Origin of the sequence: Streptomyces sp. JW3 (assembly GCF_052216785.1) — a bacterium.
Lineage (GTDB): Bacteria > Actinomycetota > Actinomycetes > Streptomycetales > Streptomycetaceae > Streptomyces.
On the sequence record NZ_JBQOUX010000022.1, the window covers coordinates 38,698 to 55,175 of the forward strand.

At 73.2% G+C, this 16,478-nt stretch carries 21 protein-coding genes; 16 read left to right on the forward strand and 5 right to left on the reverse strand.

From position 1 onward, the window contains the following. Positions 1-28: 28 nt before the first annotated feature. Positions 29-679: an AAA family ATPase gene (locus ACTT8P_RS12250; RefSeq protein WP_442831621.1), complete on the forward strand. Its 651-nt coding sequence runs from the start codon at positions 29-31 to the stop codon at positions 677-679. 212 nt (positions 680-891) lie between these two features. Here the strand turns inward: ACTT8P_RS12250 and ybaK are convergent, their stop codons facing one another. The 4 genes from ybaK to ACTT8P_RS12270 all read right to left on the reverse strand — a co-directional run bounded on the left by ybaK (position 892) and on the right by ACTT8P_RS12270 (position 4,992). After that, positions 892-1,392: a Cys-tRNA(Pro) deacylase gene (ybaK, locus tag ACTT8P_RS12255; protein WP_442831622.1), complete on the reverse strand. Its 501-nt coding sequence runs from the start codon at positions 1,390-1,392 to the stop codon at positions 892-894. 25 nt (positions 1,393-1,417) lie between these two features. Further along, positions 1,418-2,158, reverse strand: a complete 741-nt coding sequence (locus ACTT8P_RS12260; protein WP_442831623.1) for an LON peptidase substrate-binding domain-containing protein — start codon at positions 2,156-2,158, stop codon at positions 1,418-1,420. 11 nt (positions 2,159-2,169) lie between these two features. Next, on the reverse strand, positions 2,170-3,222 hold the full coding sequence (locus ACTT8P_RS12265; protein WP_442831624.1) for a hypothetical protein: 1,053 nt from the start codon (positions 3,220-3,222) through the stop codon (positions 2,170-2,172). Positions 3,223-3,411: 189 nt separating this feature from the next. Beyond that, entirely contained in the window at positions 3,412-4,992 is a 1,581-nt protein-coding gene (locus tag ACTT8P_RS12270; protein WP_442831625.1) for an oxidoreductase, read from the reverse strand. A 189-nt stretch (positions 4,993-5,181) separates the two neighbouring features. Here ACTT8P_RS12270 and hisD point away from each other — a divergent pair, with 189 nt between their 5' ends. From hisD to hisF, 8 genes are read left to right on the forward strand one after another with little or no spacing between them, the layout of a single operon-like run. After that, positions 5,182-6,507, forward strand: coding sequence for a histidinol dehydrogenase (gene hisD / locus ACTT8P_RS12275; protein WP_442831626.1), 1,326 nt, complete (start codon positions 5,182-5,184; stop codon positions 6,505-6,507). After that, a complete protein-coding gene (locus ACTT8P_RS12280) occupies positions 6,504-7,646 on the forward strand; it encodes a histidinol-phosphate transaminase (RefSeq protein WP_442831627.1) in 1,143 nt (380 codons plus the stop codon). Before hisD ends, ACTT8P_RS12280 begins: the two co-directional genes overlap by 4 nt. Beyond that, a complete protein-coding gene (hisB, locus tag ACTT8P_RS12285) occupies positions 7,643-8,236 on the forward strand; it encodes an imidazoleglycerol-phosphate dehydratase HisB (RefSeq protein WP_442831628.1) in 594 nt (197 codons plus the stop codon). Before ACTT8P_RS12280 ends, hisB begins: the two co-directional genes overlap by 4 nt. Further along, positions 8,233-8,397, forward strand: coding sequence for a hypothetical protein (locus ACTT8P_RS12290; protein WP_442831629.1), 165 nt, complete (start codon positions 8,233-8,235; stop codon positions 8,395-8,397). The genes hisB and ACTT8P_RS12290 overlap by 4 nt, the downstream gene beginning before the upstream one ends. Next, entirely contained in the window at positions 8,388-9,032 is a 645-nt protein-coding gene (gene hisH / locus ACTT8P_RS12295; protein WP_442831630.1) for an imidazole glycerol phosphate synthase subunit HisH, read from the forward strand. The genes ACTT8P_RS12290 and hisH overlap by 10 nt, the downstream gene beginning before the upstream one ends. A 4-nt stretch (positions 9,033-9,036) precedes the next feature. Then, complete coding sequence (gene priA, locus ACTT8P_RS12300; protein ID WP_361160669.1) at positions 9,037-9,762, forward strand: bifunctional 1-(5-phosphoribosyl)-5-((5-phosphoribosylamino)methylideneamino)imidazole-4-carboxamide isomerase/phosphoribosylanthranilate isomerase PriA; 726 nt, start codon at positions 9,037-9,039, stop codon at positions 9,760-9,762. Next, positions 9,759-10,172: a RidA family protein gene (locus ACTT8P_RS12305; protein ID WP_442831631.1), complete on the forward strand. Its 414-nt coding sequence runs from the start codon at positions 9,759-9,761 to the stop codon at positions 10,170-10,172. The genes priA and ACTT8P_RS12305 overlap by 4 nt, the downstream gene beginning before the upstream one ends. Further along, the gene (gene hisF, locus ACTT8P_RS12310) at positions 10,169-10,924 is read left to right on the forward strand and encodes an imidazole glycerol phosphate synthase subunit HisF (RefSeq protein WP_442831632.1); all 756 of its coding nucleotides are present in this window, start codon (positions 10,169-10,171) and stop codon (positions 10,922-10,924) included. The genes ACTT8P_RS12305 and hisF overlap by 4 nt, the downstream gene beginning before the upstream one ends. Before the next feature lie 22 nt (positions 10,925-10,946). Here hisF and ACTT8P_RS12315 read toward each other — a convergent pair whose 3' ends face one another. Continuing rightward, positions 10,947-11,582, reverse strand: a complete 636-nt coding sequence (locus tag ACTT8P_RS12315; RefSeq protein WP_442831633.1) for a TIGR03085 family metal-binding protein — start codon at positions 11,580-11,582, stop codon at positions 10,947-10,949. A gap of 82 nt (positions 11,583-11,664) precedes the next feature. Between ACTT8P_RS12315 and hisI the strand changes: the two genes are divergently transcribed. The 7 genes from hisI to trpM all read left to right on the forward strand — a co-directional run bounded on the left by hisI (position 11,665) and on the right by trpM (position 16,410). Continuing rightward, positions 11,665-12,063, forward strand: a complete 399-nt coding sequence (hisI, locus tag ACTT8P_RS12320; RefSeq protein WP_442831634.1) for a phosphoribosyl-AMP cyclohydrolase — start codon at positions 11,665-11,667, stop codon at positions 12,061-12,063. 11 nt (positions 12,064-12,074) lie between these two features. Next, positions 12,075-13,577, forward strand: a complete 1,503-nt coding sequence (locus ACTT8P_RS12325; RefSeq protein ID WP_442831635.1) for an anthranilate synthase component I — start codon at positions 12,075-12,077, stop codon at positions 13,575-13,577. Positions 13,578-13,613: 36 nt separating this feature from the next. Continuing rightward, on the forward strand, positions 13,614-14,258 hold the full coding sequence (locus tag ACTT8P_RS12330) for a TIGR02234 family membrane protein (protein ID WP_442831636.1): 645 nt from the start codon (positions 13,614-13,616) through the stop codon (positions 14,256-14,258). A 180-nt stretch (positions 14,259-14,438) separates the two neighbouring features. After that, positions 14,439-14,696, forward strand: a complete 258-nt coding sequence (locus ACTT8P_RS12335; protein WP_215167911.1) for an HGxxPAAW family protein — start codon at positions 14,439-14,441, stop codon at positions 14,694-14,696. Positions 14,697-14,791: 95 nt separating this feature from the next. Continuing rightward, a complete protein-coding gene (locus ACTT8P_RS12340) occupies positions 14,792-15,235 on the forward strand; it encodes a DUF2752 domain-containing protein (RefSeq protein WP_442831637.1) in 444 nt (147 codons plus the stop codon). Between the two features lie 130 nt (positions 15,236-15,365). Further along, entirely contained in the window at positions 15,366-16,175 is an 810-nt protein-coding gene (gene trpC / locus ACTT8P_RS12345) for an indole-3-glycerol phosphate synthase TrpC (RefSeq protein WP_442831638.1), read from the forward strand. Between the two features lie 22 nt (positions 16,176-16,197). Further along, a complete protein-coding gene (gene trpM / locus ACTT8P_RS12350) occupies positions 16,198-16,410 on the forward strand; it encodes a tryptophan biosynthesis modulator TrpM (RefSeq protein WP_442831639.1) in 213 nt (70 codons plus the stop codon). The last annotated feature ends 68 nt before the right edge of the window (positions 16,411-16,478 follow it).

The window sequence follows — 16,478 nt, forward strand, 5'->3', positions numbered from 1 at the left end:
GCACAGCCGGGCCTGGCACGATGGCAGGGTGACCGCACCGCTGACTCCTCCGCCGCCACCCCACGAACACTCGTCCGCGTCGCACCAGGGACAGCCGGCGCCGGCCGGCGCGCACCTGGCGCACCCCGGGTACGGCGCCCCGGTCGAACCGGACGGGCCGGGCCTGAAGGCCGAGGTACGGCAGGCCGCCGTGATCACGGTGGCGGTGGCGGTGTCCGGGGCGCTGCTCGGCGTGCTGTGGTGGTGGCTGGCGCCGAGCGTGCCGCTGGTCGGCGACGTGGTGGACAAGAGCTGGGTGGTCTACCTCAAGGACTCCGAGGGCGAGCAGGCGGTCGGGGTGGACGGCACGTTCACGCTGCTGGCGCTGGCCTTCGGTCTGGTCAGCGCGCTGGCCGTGTTCCTGCTGCGGCGGCGCGGCGGCGTACCGCTGGTCGTGGCGCTCGGCGTCGGCGGGCTGCTGGGCGCGTTGCTGGCGTGGCGGGTCGGGGTGTGGCTCGGGCCGGCCCAGGACGTGGTCGCGCACGCGCGGGAGGCGGGCAAGGGGGTGACGTTCTCGGCGCCGCTGAAGCTCGGGGCCAAGGGGGCGTTGCTGGCCTGGCCGTTGGCCGGGTTGCTGGCGCACCTGGGGCTTACCGCGCTTTTCGGGCCGCGGGATCCCGAGCCGGTTGAGGGTGTTTAGCGGTTTTCGGGTGCGGCGCCGTTGTGGCTGGTCGCGCCCGCGCGGCGGGAGCCGCAGATCAAATACAGCCCCGCGCCCCTGGGGCGCCTGGGGTACCTATGCTGGACGGCGACCGTGGTTCGGGCGGCTTTTCCTTACGCGCCAGCGGCGTTTTCGGGTCCTCTTCGACATGTCCCCTCTGCTTAACGCAAGAGGGGCCGGGCGTCGAGGGGTTACGCACGTCCTACGGGGGCCAGCACCGCGTCAGTGAGGGTGGCCAGGTCGGTGGGGGCGAGTTCGATTTCCAGGCCGCGGCGGCCCGCCGAGACGCAGATCGTGGGATGGCCGGTGGCCGAGTCGTCCAGCACGGTGCGCAGCCGCTTGCGCTGGCCGAGCGGGGAGATGCCGCCCCGAACATAGCCCGTGGTGCGCTCCGCGAGGGCCGGGTCGGCCATCGCGGCCCGCTTGCCGCCCACCGCCGCGGCCAGTGCCTTCAGGTCCAGCTTGCCCGCGACCGGGACCACCGCGACGGTCAGCGCCCCGTCGACGTCCGCCACCAGCGTCTTGAACACCCGCTCCGGCGGGACACCCATCGCCTCGGCCGCCTCCTCGCCGTAGGACGGATGGGCGGGGTCGTGGTCGTAGGAGTGGACCGTGTACGGCACGTCCGCCGCCGTCAGGGCCACCGTCGCCGGCGTTCCCCCCGGCTGCTGCTTCTTCGCCTTCTTCGCCATCGTCGGCAGTTCCTCGTCGATACCGTCAGTTGAGACTGGTCGGGCCGCGCGTCAGCTCCGACGCGGGCAGTGACGGCAGGGTACGGATGACGGCCGTCTCGGTGCGCAGGAGTTTCAGCTCGTCGCGCAGCCGGGACGCGGTGTCCGGCGCCTGGAGCAGCCGCTGCTTGGTCGGCGTGTCCAGCATCATCGCGGCGGCCACCAGGTAGGACACCACGCCGGGCTCGTCCGGCAGGTCGGCGCCGGTGGTCAGGGACCGCTCGCGCGCGCCGGCCAGCCGCTTCTGGTACTGGCGGAACGCCCGCAGCACCCCTTCGGCCAGCGCGCCCGCCTCGTCGCCGGGCTCCTCGTCGAGGTGCTCCAGCTCGGCGGTCAGGAACGGCCCCGAGGTGTCCACGGAGAGCAGCCGCACCCGGGTGGTGCCGGTCGCCAGCACCTCGAAGGTGCCGCCGGGCCGCTCCCGGATCGTCGCGGCGTCCGCCACGCAGCCGACCTTGTGCAGCGCCTTGGCGGGGTCGGGGCCGAACCCCGCGGCGGCCCCGCGCTCGGGCACCGCCGTCGGATCGGGCAGCCCCGGCAGGCTCGGCGCCACCTCGTGGCCGTCCCGGATCGCCACGACGGCGAACCGGCGCGGCTCCTCCTCGGGGGTCTTCAGCAGCTCGCGCATCATGGCGCGATAGCGCTCCTCGAACACGTTGAGCGGAAGCACCAGCCCCGGGAACAGCACCGAGTTCAGGGGGAAGAGCGGAAGCCGGACGGTGGTCACGACACGGAAGCCTAATGCGCGCCGCGACCGGCGGGGGAACCGCGCCCGTCGCAGCCCGGCACCGGGACCTCGGCGGCCACCGCCGCGCGGACGCCGTCGCGCACCTGGAGGAACCGGCCGAGCGGGTCGTCCGCCTCCCGGTCCCACGGGAAGGAGGTGGCGTACGGGCCGGTCAGCCGCAACTGCTCCAGGGCCTCCGGCCGGCGCTCCAGCCGGACCAGGACGTAGACGAGGAGGTTGCGCAGCTCGGCCGGCCAGGGGTCGGCCGCCGGCTGCGCCGCCGACAGCGCGAGGGCCAGATCGGCGGCCGTGTGCAGCCGCGCCCGGTCCACCGCGCCCGCGCCGCCCCGGGTCAGGCACCGGAAGGCCGCCCGCAGCGGCAGCGCCCGCAGCGCGGTGCCCTCGGGGGCGTCCCGGGCGGCCGTCTCGGCGAAGTCCAGGCACTCGCGATGGGCGCCGGGCGAGGCGGCGGCCAGGTACCGCAGCGCCGCGAGATGGCAGCCGTAGTGATGGGGGTCGCGGCGCACCGCCTCGGCCCACAGCCGCTCGAACTCGGCGTGCCCGGCGCGCCGCCCCCGGGCCGAGTCCAGCGCGAGCCGCCACGGCACCGGGTCCCGGCCGCTGTTCGCGGCGGCTTCCGTGACCATCGGGGTGATCTGCCGCAGCGTCTCCGCGCGGTCCGGGGAGGCCCAGCACCGGTCGAGGGCCAGCCGCACCGTGACCAGCCGGCCGTCCGGGTCCTCGGGGTCGGCGGCGTGCCAGGCCCGCAGCCACTCGGGGCGCGAGCGGGCGAAGGCGGCCAGCCGGGACGTGTACCGGTCGCGGTGCTCCCAGCGCTCCCGGGCGCGGGTGTCGGCCAGCAGCGCGGCGGCGGGTTCGTGCGCGCCGTGCGCCGCGGCGACCAGCGCGGGGGCCAGCCGGTGGTCGGGCGCGTCGAGGAGTACGTCGTCGTCCGAGCAGTCGTCGAAGCAGCCGTCGAAGGACCCGGCGGGCGGGCGGGGGAGGGTGCCGCGCAGCCGAGTCGTGCGGAGGAACGCGCGTAGACGGGCCATGGTGTCGACCATTGAAAGTCCGCAGGTCGGGGCGGCGCCAGAGGGTTCACCGAACCTGTGGAAAGTTGTACGGACGGTGGCAAAGGGAGGGCAAAAGGTGAAGGTCTCTCGCGTTCCGGGGGCTTCGCGCTCCCGGATCCTCGCGTTCCCGGCTTCCCGGCTTCCCGGCTTCCCGGCGGCGCCCGCGTTCCCGTACGGCGGTCAGTTCCGGCGCAGCGTCCGCGTCGCGCCCGCCGCCACCGTGGTGGCCAGCACCCAGCCCAGCAGGATCAGTACCGCCGCCAGCCACTGCCAGCCGCCGGTCAGCCGCCAGTAGTTCATCTGGCCCAGGTCTATGACGGGCACCAGCAGGTCCAGCGCGAAGAGCGCGGGGTTCCAGGCCGGATGCTCACCGCCCTTGAGCGGCGCCAGGTCGGCGTACGAGAACGCCAGTGAGCCGGCCGCCCACAGCACCGCCAGCCACACCGCCGCCCGCCCCGGGCGGTAGCCGTAGCCGACGGTCCAGTCCTGGGCGTAGCCCCACAGCTTGGTGCCGATCGGCAGGCCCTCGCGGCGCCGGCGCTGCTTGGCGAGCAGCACCTCGCGGGCCTCCTCCTCCTCGCCGCCGGTCTTGAGCACGGCCGCGAGCAGCTCGTACGGCTCCGGGTTGTACTCGGCGGTCGCGGCGGTCACCCAGGCCAGCCGCTCGGCCAGCGGGAACGGGCCGCGCGGCACCAGGTTCTCGTAGGTGAAGCCGCCCATGTGCAGCCGGCCCGGGCCCGGCCAGCTGTCCGCCCGGTCGATCAGGTTGACCACCCGCGCGCCCGACAGCACCACCCGGCCCAGCGCCGGCCGCTCCCCGAGGAAGCGCAGTTCGGACGCCTGCACCCGGCGCAGCGACAGCTCCTGGTCGTTCTCGGTGAGGACGAAGTGGGCCTGTTCGAAGTCGACCGCGTCACCGAACCGTCCGTCGTCCAGCCGGATGCCGCCCCGGCACTCGAACCGCTGGATCCGCGTGCCCTCCGCCGGTGTGGTGCCCATGAACAGCGGATTGCCGAGGCTGCCCGGGGTCAGGTACAGCGAGCGTTCCACGGTCAGCTGCGGGGCGTTCAGCGCGAACCGGGCCCGCGGGTTGAACAGGCGGGCGCCGCGCAGGCTCAACGAGACGCCGATCTGGGCGCTGCGCAGCCGCAGCTCGCCGTGCGACTCCAGCATGTCCGCCTGGAGGTCCTGGCCGACGGTCAGACCGTCCCCGGCGATGGACCGGCCGCTGCGGTCCTGGTGCACCACCGCCTGGTTGAGCAGCAGGTCGGTGCCTATCTGGGCGTCGGTCAGCCGCACCCCGCCCGGAAACCGGCAGCGCGGCAGATGCAGGTCGCCCTCGGTCTGCAGCCGGGCCGCCTCGAGGCGGGGCACCGCGCAGTCCACCAGCCGCAGCGTCGAGAAGCGCGCCTCCGGCAGCAGGACCTCCCGCTCGAACCGGCAGCGGCGCAGCTCCACGTAGGACGTCACGGTGCCGCCCGCGAGGTCCATCGCGCCGCTGATCCGCACGCCGGCCAGCTTCAGCGCGGACACCCGGCCGGCCAGCGCGGGCGGTCCGTCCAGCAGCAGCCAGCACACGACGCGGGCCCGCACCGTGCGCTCCGGGCCCCAGGGCAGCGCGCCGTGCGGGTCGTCCTCGGCCGCGTCGCCGCTGCTCAGGTCGTACATGGTGCCGTTGCGGAAGGCCTGCCACATGCCGGCCTCGGCGGCGGTCAGGTCGTCGGGCAGCTCCGCGGCGCGGAGTTCTGCCACTTCGGTCACGACGGTTCACTTCCTCCCCTGCTGCTGACGGGTTGTTACCCCCGTACAACCGTTCATGCCCGCAGAGTGAGGCGCCGAACACTCTTGGTGACGAAGAACTTGAGAATCTCACGCTCGGTCATCCGGGCCCCGTATCAGTGAGTGGAATGCGCGAACGGGTGCCGACGCGGGTCTGAGAGAATTGGTCGCGTGATCTCCCGAATCGATCTGCGCGGCGACGCCCTCCCCGAGGGTGCCGCCCTGCGCGACCTGCTGCCCCGTGCCGACTTCGACGTCGCGGCCGCCCTGGACAAGGTGCGGCCCATCTGCGAGGACGTGCATCATCGGGGTGACGCGGCGCTGATCGACTTCGCCGAGAAGTTCGACGGTGTGCGGCTGGAGCGGGTGCGGGTGCCCGCCGAGGCCCTGGAGCAGGCCCTCGCCGGGCTGGACCCGGCGGTGCGCGCGGCCCTGGCGGAGTCCATCCGCCGCGCCCGCCTGGTCCACCGCGCGCAGCGCCGCAGCACGCACACCACCCAGGTGGTGTCCGGCGGCACGGTCACCGAGAAGTGGGTCCCGGTGGACCGGGTGGGGCTGTACGCGCCCGGCGGCCGCTCGGTCTACCCGTCCTCCGTGATCATGAACGTGGTGCCCGCCCAGGAGGCCGGCGTCCCGTCGATCGCGCTCGCCTCTCCTGCCCAGGCCGAATTCGACGGGCTGCCGCACCCCACCATCCTGGCCGCCTGTGCCCTGCTCGGCGTGGACGAGGTGTACGCGGCCGGCGGCGCCACCGCCGTCGCGATGTTCGCGTACGGCACCGAGTCCTGCCCGCCGGCGAACATGGTCACCGGCCCCGGCAACATCTGGGTGGCCGCCGCCAAGCGCTACTTCACCGGGAAGATCGGCATCGACGCCGAGGCCGGCCCCACCGAGATCGCCGTCCTCGCCGACGCCGGCGCCGACCCGGTGCACGTGGCCGCCGACCTGATCAGCCAGGCCGAGCACGACCCGCTCGCGGCGGCCGTCCTGGTCACCGACTCGGCCGAGCTGGCCGACGCGGTGGAGAAGGAGCTGGAGCCCCAGATCGCCGTCAGCAAGCACATCGCGGACCGGATCGTGCCCGCCCTCAAGGGCGAGCAGTCCGCGATCGTCCTGGTCGACGACATCGAGGACGGGCTCCGGGTCGTCGACGCCTACGGCGCCGAGCACCTGGAGATCCAGACCGCCGACGCCACCGAGGTGGCCGGCCGGGTGCGCAACGCGGGCGCGGTCTTCGTCGGCCCCTGGGCGCCGGTCTCGCTCGGCGACTACGCCGCCGGGTCCAACCACGTCCTGCCCACCGGCGGCTGCGCCTGCCACTCCTCCGGCCTGTCCGTGCAGTCCTTCCTGCGCGGCATCCACATCGTCGACTACACGCGCGACGCGCTGGCCGAGGTCGCGCACCACGTGGTGACGCTGGCCGAGGCGGAGGACCTGCCCGCGCACGGCGCGGCGATCAAGGCGCGGTTCGAGTGGAAGGTGCCCGGAAGCAAGTGAGCGACATCCGCATCGACGATCTCCCCGTACGGGACGAGCTGCGCGGCAAGTCCCCCTACGGCGCGCCCCAGCTGGACGTCCCGGTACGGCTGAACACCAACGAGAACCCCTACCCGCTCCCCGAGGAGCTGGTCGACCGCATCACCGAGCGGGTCCGCGAGGCCGCCCGGCACCTCAACCGCTACCCCGACCGGGACGCGGTCGAGCTGCGCACCCGGCTCGCCGAGTACCTCACCGACACCACCGGCCACCGCGTCGGCGCGGCGAACGTCTGGGCGGCCAACGGCTCCAACGAGGTCATCCAGCAGCTCCTCCAGACCTTCGGCGGCCCCGGTCGCACCGCCATCGGCTTCGAGCCGTCGTACTCGATGCACGGCCTGATCGCGCGCGGCACCGGCACCGGCTGGATCTCCGGTCCCCGTAACGACGACTTCACCATCGACCTGGCGGCGGCCGAGCGGGCCATCGCCGCGCACCGGCCCGACGTCGTCTTCATCACCACCCCCAACAACCCCACCGGCACTGCCGTCCCCCCGCAGACGGTCCGCGCGCTCTACGACGCCGCCCAGGCGGCGAAGCCGTCGATGGTCGTCCTGGACGAGGCGTACATCGAGTTCAGCCACGGCGACTCGCTGCTGTCGCTGCTCGACGGCCGCCCGCACCTGGTGGTCTCGCGGACCATGTCCAAGGCGTTCGGCGCGGCCGGACTGCGCCTCGGCTACCTCGCCGCCGACCCGGCCGTGGTCGACGCCGTCCAGCTGGTCCGGCTGCCGTACCACCTGTCCGCCGTCACCCAGGCGACCGCGCTGGCCGCCCTGGAGCACACCGGCACGCTGCTGAAGTACGTCGAGCAGCTCAAGACCGAACGGGACCGGCTGGTTTCCGAACTGCTCGCCATCGGCTACGAAGTGACCGAGTCAGACGCGAACTTCGTCCAGTTCGGACGCTTCGACGACGCCCACGCGGTCTGGCAGCAGATCCTCGACCGGGGCGTCCTGGTCCGGGACAACGGTGTGCCGGGGTGGCTGCGGGTCACCGCCGGGACCCCGGCCGAGAACGACGCGTTCCTCGACGCGGTACGTGAACTGCAGTGTTCTGTGGGGGGAACCCCCACACCCCCTAAGGAGCAGAGCGCATGAGCCGCGTAGGACGCGTGGAACGCGTGACCAAGGAGACCTCGGTCCTGGTCGAGATCGATCTCGACGGCACCGGCAAGACCGACATCGCCACCGGCGTCGGCTTCTACGACCACATGCTCGACCAGCTCGGCCGGCACGGTCTGTTCGACCTGACCGTGAAGACCGAGGGCGACCTGCACATCGACTCGCACCACACCATCGAGGACACCGCCCTCGCGCTGGGCGCCGCCTTCAAGCAGGCCCTCGGCGACAAGGTGGGGATCTACCGCTTCGGCAACTGCACGGTCCCGCTGGACGAGTCCCTCGCCCAGGTCACCGTCGACCTGTCCGGCCGCCCGTACCTCGTGCACACCGAGCCCGAGACCATGGCGCCGATGATCGGCGAGTACGACGTCACCATGACCCGGCACATCCTGGAGTCGTTCGTCGCCCAGGCCCAGGTCGCCCTGCACGTCCACGTGCCCTACGGGCGCAACGCGCACCACATCGTGGAGTGCCAGTTCAAGGCGCTCGCCCGCGCCCTGCGCTACGCCTGTGAGCGCGACCCGCGCGCGGCCGGCATCCTGCCCTCCACGAAGGGCGCGCTGTGAACGGCACCTCGACCGTACTGATCATCGTCGGGCTCTTCCTGGTCGGCGGGATCATCTCGTTCGCCAAGCAGCAGATGCCCAAGAGCCTGATCGTGCTGCTCTCCATCGGCGCCGCGATGTGCCTGCTCGCGGGCATCCTGCGACTGGAGGTGTGGAATTGAGCACCAAGCGCGTCGTGGTCTTCGACTACGGCTTCGGAAACGTGAGGTCGGCCGAGCGCGCCCTCGCGCGCGCGGGCGCCGACGTCGAGATCACCCGTGACTTCGACACCGCGATGAACGCCGACGGCCTGCTGGTCCCCGGCGTCGGCGCGTTCGCCGCCTGCATGAAGGGCCTCAAGGAGGCGCGCGGCGACTGGATCGTCGACCGGCGGCTGTCCGGCGGCCGCCCCGTCCTGGGCATCTGCGTCGGCATGCAGATCCTCTTCGCGCGGGGCATCGAGCACGGCGTGGCGGCCGAGGGCCTGGACGAGTGGCCCGGCACGGTCGGCCCGCTCCAGGCCGACGTCGTCCCGCACATGGGCTGGAACACCGTCGAGGCCCCCGAGGACTCCCGGCTGTTCGCCGGCCTGGACGCGGCCGCCCGCTTCTACTTCGTGCACTCCTACGCCGTCCACGACTGGTCGCTGGAGGTTCACAACCCGGCGATGACCGCCCCCAAGGTCACCTGGTCCACGCACGGCAAGCCCTTCGTGGCCGCCGTGGAGAACGGCGCGCTGTGGGCCACCCAGTTCCACCCCGAGAAGTCCGGCGACGCCGGTGCCCAGCTCCTCACCAACTGGATCGGAACCCTGTAGCGACATGGCCAAGCTCGAACTCCTCCCCGCCGTCGACGTCCGCGACGGCCAGGCCGTCCGCCTCGTGCACGGCGAGTCCGGCACCGAGACGTCCTACGGCTCCCCCCTGGAGGCCGCCCTCGCCTGGCAGAACTCCGGCGCCGAGTGGCTGCACCTGGTCGACCTGGACGCCGCCTTCGGCACCGGTGACAACCGCGCGCTGATCGCCGAGGTCGCCGCGGCCATGGACATCAAGGTCGAGCTGTCCGGCGGCATCCGCGACGACGACACCCTCGCCGCCGCCCTCGCCACCGGCTGCAAGCGCGTCAACCTGGGCACCGCCGCCCTGGAGACCCCCGAGTGGGTCGCCAAGGTCATCGCCGAGCACGGCGACCAGATCGCCGTCGGTCTCGACGTACGCGGCACCACGCTGCGCGGCCGGGGCTGGACCCGCGACGGCGGCGACCTCTACGAGACGCTGGCCCGCCTCGACCAGGAGGGCTGCGCCCGGTACGTGGTCACCGACATCGCCAAGGACGGCACCCTCCAGGGCCCCAACCTGGAGCTGCTGAAGAACGTCTGCGCGGCCACCGACCGGCCGGTGGTCGCGTCCGGCGGCGTGTCGTCCCTGGCCGACCTGCGCGCGCTGGCCTCCCTGGTCCCGCTCGGTGTCGAGGGCGCCATCGTCGGGAAGGCCCTGTACGCGAAGGCGTTCACCCTGGAAGAGGCCCTGGAGGCTGTGTCGCTATGACATCCGAAGCCGTACGGCGTGTGCAGAGCGGAAGCACCTGGGAGGAGTCCTTCGGTTTCTCACGCGCCGTCGCGGCGGGCGACCGGGTGCTGGTCGCGGGCACCACCGCGTTCAAGGGCGACGTGGTCTACGGCGAGGGCGACCCCTACGAACAGGCCAAGGTCGCCTTCACCAGCGCCCTGGAGGCGATCGCCGCCTACGGGCTGGGCGTCGAGTCCGTGATCCGCACCCGCGTCTACCTCGCGCACGCGCGCGACGTCGACGCGGTGGGCCGGGCCCACAAGGAGATCTTCGACGCGGTACGCCCGGTCACGACCCTCCTGGTCGTGCAGGGCTTCATCGACTCCCGGGTCCTGGTGTCGGTGGAAGTGGAAGCATTCAGAGGCACACCGGAGGAACTTCAGTCATGACCCTGGCGGTCCGAGTCATCCCCTGCCTGGACGTGGACAACGGCCGGGTCGTCAAGGGCGTCAACTTCCAGAACCTGCGCGACGCGGGCGACCCCGTCGAGATGGCCAAGATCTACGACGCCGAGGGCGCCGACGAGCTGACCTTCCTGGACATCACCGCCTCCTCGGGCAACCGGGAGACGACGTACGACGTCGTGCGGCGCACCGCCGAGCAGGTCTTCATCCCGCTCACCGTCGGCGGCGGCGTACGCACCGCCGAGGACGTCGACAAGCTGCTGCGGGCCGGCGCCGACAAGGTCGGTGTCAACACCGCCGCGATCGCCCGGCCCGAGCTGATCCGCGAGATCGCCGAGCGGTTCGGCCGCCAGGTGCTGGTCCTGTCCGTGGACGCCCGCCGCACCGAGGCCGGCACCTTCGAGGTCACCACCCACGGCGGCCGCAAGGGCACCGGCATCGACGCCGTCGAGTGGGCGCACCGGGCGGCCGAGCTGGGCGCCGGGGAGATCCTGCTGAACAGCATGGACGCGGACGGCACCAAGGACGGGTACGACCTGGAGATGATCGCGGCGGTACGCAAGCACGTGACCGTGCCGGTGATCGCCTCCGGCGGGGCGGGGCGGCTGGCCGACTTCCCGCCGGCCGTCGCGGCGGGGGCGGACGCGGTGCTGGCCGCGTCGGTGTTCCACTTCGGGGATCTGCGGATCGGGGATGTGAAGGGGGCGCTGCGGGGAGCGGGGCACGCCGTTAGGTGACGGTGCGCCGCGCACACTGGCCTCAGAGGCCGAGCTTCTTGGTCTCGTGCACCCGGGCGATCGCCTCCTTGTCCCCGTCCAGCTCCACCGCCGCCGCGCTCTGCCGCCCGAACGCGAACATCAGCAGCTCGGCGGGCTCGCCGGTGACCGTCACCACCGGCGCACCCCGGTGCGCGACCGCCGTCTGCCCGTCCGGGCGGCGCAGCACCAGCCCGGTCGGCACCCCGCGGCCCAGCAGCCGGGCGGTGCGCTCCAGCCGGGACCACAGGGCGTCCTGGAAGACCGGGTCCAGCTCGCGCGGCGTCCAGTCCGGCTGCGCGCGGCGGACGTCCTCGGTGTGGACGTAGAACTCCACCGTGTTCGCCGCCTCGTCGAGCTGCTTGACGGCGAACGGCGAGAAGCGCGGCGGGCCGGTGCGCAGGAGCTGGAGCAGCTCCTCGTAGGGCTTCGCGGCGTACTCCTCCATCACCCGCTCCAGCCGGGACGCCAGCGGCTTGATCACCGCACCGCCCACGGCGTCCGGCCGCCGCTCGCGCACCACCAGGTGCGCGGCGAGATCACGGGTGCGCCAGCCCTCGCACAGGGTGGCGGCGTCCGGGCCCGCCGTCTCCAACAGGTCGGCCAGCAGAAGGCGTTCACGCTTGGCGAAAGTCGACATGGGGTCAGCCTACGGCCGTATTCCGGGTCCGCACAGTGGACAGCGCCGGGCGGTCCGTTCGGTACGCGGCACAATGGTCGGCATGACCAGCACGCCCCCCGTCCCGCCCAGCGCACTCGCCCCGGAGCTCGCCGCCCGCCTCAAGCGCGGCCCGGACGGTCTCCTGCCCGCCATCGCCCAGCAGTACGACACCGGTGAGGTGCTGATGCTCGGCTGGATGGACGACGAGGCGCTGCACCGCACGCTGACCACCGGCCGGTGCACCTACTGGTCGCGCAGCCGGCGCGAGTACTGGGTCAAGGGCGACACCTCCGGGCACGTCCAGTGGGTGAAGTCGGTCGCGCTGGACTGCGACGCCGACACCGTGCTGGTCAAGGTCGACCAGGTCGGCGCCGCCTGCCACACCGGCGCCCGCACCTGCTTCGACGCCGACGTACTCCTGAAGGAAGGCGATCTCGGCACCCCGGCCGGAGATCAGTAAGGTCTGCCGCCATGGACCTCGACACGTTCCGCAAGCTGGCCGCCGACCGACGGGTCATCCCGGTCACCCGCAAACTCCTCGCCGACGGCGACACCCCGGTCGCGCTGTACCGCAAGCTCGCCGCCGAACGCCCCGGCACCTTCCTGCTGGAGTCGGCGGAGAACGGACGGGCCGCGTTTCAATGGTCCAGGTACTCCTTCGTCGGCGTCCGCAGCGCCGCCACCCTCACCGAGCGGGACGGCCGCACCCACTGGACCGGCACCCCGCCGGTCGGCGTCCCCGTCGAGGGCGACCCGCTCGCCGCGCTGCGCGCCACCGTCGAGACCCTGCACACCCCCCGCCAGGACGGCCTGCCGCCCTTCACCGGCGGCATGGTCGGCTACCTCGGCTACGACATCGTCCGCCGCCTGGAGAAGGTCGGCCCGGGGGAGCGGGACGACCTGAAGCTCCCCGAGCTGACCATGCTGCTGACCAGCGACCTCGCCGTGATGGACCACTGGGAGGGCACGGTCGTCCTGATCGCCAACGCGATCAACCACAACGACCTGGCCACCGGCGTCGACGAGGCGTACGCCGACGCGGTCGCCCGCCTCGACGCGATGGAGGCCGACCTGTCCCGCCCGGTGGCCCAGCCGCCCGCCGCGCTGCCGCCCTCCGAGCTGCCCGAGTACACCGCCCGCTGGGGCGGCCCCGACTTCCAGCAAGCCGTGGAGGACATCAAGGAGCGCATCCGGGCCGGGGAGGCCTTCCAGGTCGTCCCCTCCCAGCGCTTCGAGACGCCGTGCACCGCGAGCGCCCTGGACGTCTACCGGGTGCTGCGGGCCACCAACCCCTCGCCGTACATGTACCTGTTCCGCTTCGACGGCTTCGACGTGGTCGGCTCGTCCCCGGAGGCACTGGTCAAGGTCGAGGACGGCCGGGCGCTGCTGCACCCCATCGCCGGCACCCGGCACCGCGGCGCCACCCCGCAGGAGGACCAGGCCCTCGCCGACGAGCTGCTCGCCGACCCCAAGGAGCGCGCCGAGCACCTGATGCTCGTCGACCTCGGCCGCAACGACCTGGGCCGGGTCTGCGAACCGGGCTCCGTCGAGGTCGTCGACTTCATGTCGGTGGAGCGCTACTCGCACGTCATGCACATCGTCTCCACGGTCACCGGGCAGGTCGCCGCGGGCCGCACCGCCTTCGACGTGCTCACCGCCTGCTTCCCGGCCGGCACCCTCTCCGGCGCCCCCAAGCCGCGCGCCCTCCAGATCATCGACGAACTCGAACCCGCCCGGCGCGGGTTGTACGGCGGCTGCGTCGGCTACCTCGACTTCGCCGGCGACTCCGACACCGCCATCGCCATCCGCACCGCCCTGCTGCGCGACGGCACCGCCTACGTCCAGGCGGGCGCCGGGATCGTCGCCGACTCCGACCCGGTCGCCGAGGACACCGAGTGCCGCAACAAGGCGGCGGCGGTGCTCCGCGCGGTGCACACCGCGGGCCGGCTCGCGGAAGGGACGAGGCTCACGTGAACCCCGGGTGACCGATTGCCCGGGGTTCAGGCGATAGTGGAGTACGTGACTGCTGCTGTTCCTTCCCCCCGTACCGAAGCCGCCGGGCCCGCCCGGTCCGGCCGCCACAGCCTCGCCCTCGCGCTGCTGAGCGGCGCGCTGGGCGCGGCCGTCGCCCTGCTGGCCACCCGCCAGGAGTGGTCCCACGGCACCGCGACGGTGGCCGGCGGCGACTTCCCGCTGACCGCCCAGGGCAGCGACGTCACGGGCGTGCCCGCGGCGCTCGCCATAGTGGGCCTGGCCGCGCTGGTCGCCGTCTTCGCCGTCCGCCGCGCCGGCCGGTACGCGGTCGCCGCACTGCTCGCGCTGTGCGGCGTGGGCACGATCGTCGCCGCCGTGACCGGCGCCTCGGACAGCGCCGCCCTCGACGACCAGGCCGCCCAGGCGGCCGGCGCCACCTCGGCCACCGTGCACGCCCTCGGCCACACCGCCTGGCCCTACGTCGCGGCGGCGGGCGGCGTGCTGCTCCTGCTGGCCGGGCTGCTCGCGCTGCGCTACGGCCGCCAGTGGCCCGCCATGTCCGGCCGCTACGAACGCTCCGGCGCCCCCCGCCCGCGCCGCCCCGCCAAGGCGGCGGACCCGGAACGCCCCGAGGAACTCTGGAAGGCCCTGGACCGCGGCGAGGACCCGACCGGCGCCTGAGCCGCCGCGCGGGCGCGATTACCGCCGCGCGCGCGTGGGCACCCGGATCACGCCCCCTGATGCGCACCCCACCGCACACCGCTCGCGCGCGTGCGGGAGAATGACCGGGAGCGTCCAGCTCGAGCACGTACAGCGACACGTACACAGCAGCGACACGTACACGGCAACGAGGAGCCAGCAATGTCGGACAGCAGCCACGGCCACACCCCGGCCGCCTGGACCGGTGTCATCATCGCCTTCATCGGGTTCTGCATCGCGGGCGTCTTCATGGTCATGGCCCAGCCGGTGGGCTTCTGGGTCGGCATGGCGATCACCCTCCTCGGCGCCGTCGTCGGCGGGATCATGCGCATGATGGGCATGGGCCAGCCGAAGGACACCCACCCGGTGCACAAGACCACCGAGCCGGGGCAGCGGCAGCCGGCCGGCATCAAGGCCTGACCCGGGCGCGACGCACGGACGGCGAGGCGAGGGGCGGCCGGCTCTTGGGTGCCGGGACCGCCCCTCACCCATGTCCGAGGGGCACAATGCACGGCATGGACGCCGACCGCCGCGACCCGTCGCACTACCTGCCGCACCCGCCCGCCCGCGCCGCCCGGCTGGCCGCGCCGGCCGCCGCGCTCGCCGCCGTCGCGGCGGCCTTCGGCTACGTCGGGACGGTCGACCCCAACGAACCCGGCCACTACCCGGTCTGCCCGCTGCTGCGCTTCACCGGCGTCTACTGCCCCGGCTGCGGCGGCCTGCGCAGCGCCCACGCGTTCCTGCACGGCGACCTGCCGGCGGCGCTCCAGGCCAACGCCCTGGCGGTGGTCGGCTATCTGGCCCTGGCCGTCCTGTGGACCGTCTGGGTGGTCCGCGCGGTCCGCGGCCGTCCCGTGCGTCTCGACCTCGGCCCCGTCCACCTGTGGACGCTGGGCGGGTCGCTGCTGGTCTTCACCCTGGTCCGGAACCTGCCGTTCGGTGACTGGCTGCACCCTTGATCACCACGGGAACGACCAGGTGGGAAGAGCGACGTCAACCGGATGCGAGACCGGCGCCCTCCTGCGGATACCATCGAAGCGAAGCCGTACCGAGAACCGAACCGCCCGGAACTGGAAGGGGACCGCTCGCGTGAGTGTGCTCGACGAGATCATCGACGGAGTCCGTGCCGACCTCGCGGAGCGGCAGGCTCGGGTCAGCCTCGACGAGCTCAAGGAGCGCGCCGCCAAGGCCCCCGCCGCCAAGGACGGCGCCGCCGCGCTCAAGGGCGACGGCGTCAAGGTCATCTGCGAGGTCAAGCGCTCCAGCCCCTCCAAGGGCGCGCTGGCCGCCATCGCCGACCCCGCCGCCCTCGCCGCCGACTACGAGGCGGGCGGCGCCGCCGTCATCTCGGTCCTCACCGAGCAGCGCCGCTTCGGCGGCTCGCTGGCCGACCTGGAGGCGGTCCGGGCCCGGGTGGACATCCCGGTGCTGCGCAAGGACTTCATCGTCACCTCGTACCAGCTGTGGGAGGCCCGCGCGTACGGCGCCGACCTCGCGCTGCTGATCGTCGCCGCCCTGGACCAGCCGGCCCTGGAGTCGCTGATCGAGCGCGCCGAGTCCATCGGCCTCACCCCGCTGGTCGAGGTGCACGACGAGGACGAGGTGGACCGCGCGGTCGAGGCCGGCGCCAAGGTCATCGGGGTCAACGCGCGCAATCTGAAGACCCTCAAGGTCGACCGCGGCACCTTCGAACGGGTCGCCCCCGAGATCCCGGAGGGCCTGATCAAGGTCGCCGAGTCCGGCGTCCGCGGCCCGCACGACCTGATCGCCTACGCCAACGAGGGCGCCGACGCCGTCCTGGTCGGCGAATCCCTGGTCACCGGCCGCGACCCCAAGACCGCGGTCGCCGACCTGGTGGCAGCCGGCGAACACCCGGCCATCCGGCACGGCCGCAGCTGACCCCCCGGTAGGCTTGATCCCGATGACTTCCTTGCTCGCCCTGGCTCCCCGGGACCCGTACGCCCGCCTCGCGCGCGGCTGCCGGCCCCGAGGCTGCCGCGCGCCCGCGCGCCGCGTTCACGGGCGCAGGGTCCGCTACGTCATCGGTGACGAACCGGGGCAAGTGAACGGCATGCGATGGCACCGACGCCCTCAGGGGCGCGGGGAACTGCGCGACCAGCCACGTACGGCCTGAACCCGGCCGACAAGCCCCGCCCCCACGGCGATTCGTGTCTTTCAAGCCACTCACCGTGAGGTACACGC